General features: G+C 41.5%; 1 protein-coding gene. It reads left to right on the forward strand.

The genetic code is table 11. The annotated features are described in order from the left end of the window. Positions 1-280: 280 nt before the first annotated feature. On the forward strand, positions 281-856 hold the full coding sequence (gene yeiP, locus A3729_RS06195) for an elongation factor P-like protein YeiP (RefSeq protein ID WP_068514246.1): 576 nt from the start codon (positions 281-283) through the stop codon (positions 854-856). The last annotated feature ends 212 nt before the right edge of the window (positions 857-1,068 follow it).

Genomic DNA, 1,068 nt, shown 5'->3' on the forward strand with positions numbered 1-1,068 from the left:
CCTAGAATCGCACCAGGTACCGGAATGTTAAACAGTTCAGTGACTAATGAAGCGAAGATGCTTATCGCACATAAAATTAGCAAACCAAAGATCATTAATATTTCCTGTGAGTTGGGGCGGCTATTTTACACATATTGGGTCATTAAATTTAAGTTTGTGTATCATGCAAAATAACGTTGCTTATAGAGATAGATATGAAACTCTTTTATTACTTCACCTTATCAATTCCAAGTTTACCCGACTATAATAGCGCCAAAACAATATTCAGGAGTTAAAACGAATGCCTAAAGCAAGTGAAATTAAGAAGAACGCTGCCGTTGAAATGAATGGTGAAGCTTATATTGTTCGCGATATCGAGCGCTCTGTTCCACAAGGCCGTGCAGGCGGAAGTTTGTATCGTATGCGTATGTACAATGTGGCGACAAACCATAAGATTGATGAAACTTTCAAAGACTCCGATATGCTGTCACTTGCAGATTTGGACCGCCGCCCGGTAACTTTTTCATATGCTGATGGTGATGAATACGTTTTTATGGATAGCGAAGACTACTCTTCATATAGTCTGGATAAAGAAAGCATCGCTGATGAGTTATTGTTTATGGCCGAAGATGCGCAAGGCTTGCTGGTTGTGATGGTAAACGAGGCTCCGGTTGCACTGGAGTTACCTAGTACTGTTGAGCTGGAAATTGTAGAAACTGACCCAGCTTTAAAAGGTGGCTCGGCTACCGCGCGTACCAAACCTGCAATCTTAACGACGGGTTTAACGGTACAAGTGCCAGAGCACATTTCTACTGGTGACCGTATTAAGATCAATGTTGAAGAGCGCAAGTTTACTGGGCGAGCAGAGTCTAAATAATTTTTTCGCGTCGGCGTTTGAGATAAAGCCTTTATGCCGATAGGTGAGGCAGGCAAGTAAAAATGCCTGCCTAAAATATTAAATAATTTGTTGAAAAATAGAAGCTTAGCGTCTTTACTTAATGTAAATATTTACATTGAGGGTGGTCATGGCTCGTACAAACTCAGCAGAATCAGTTCGGCAGCATGCGATAGAGAAGGCAAAGGCCGGTT

This window comes from Oleiphilus sp. HI0043 (genome assembly GCF_001634935.1).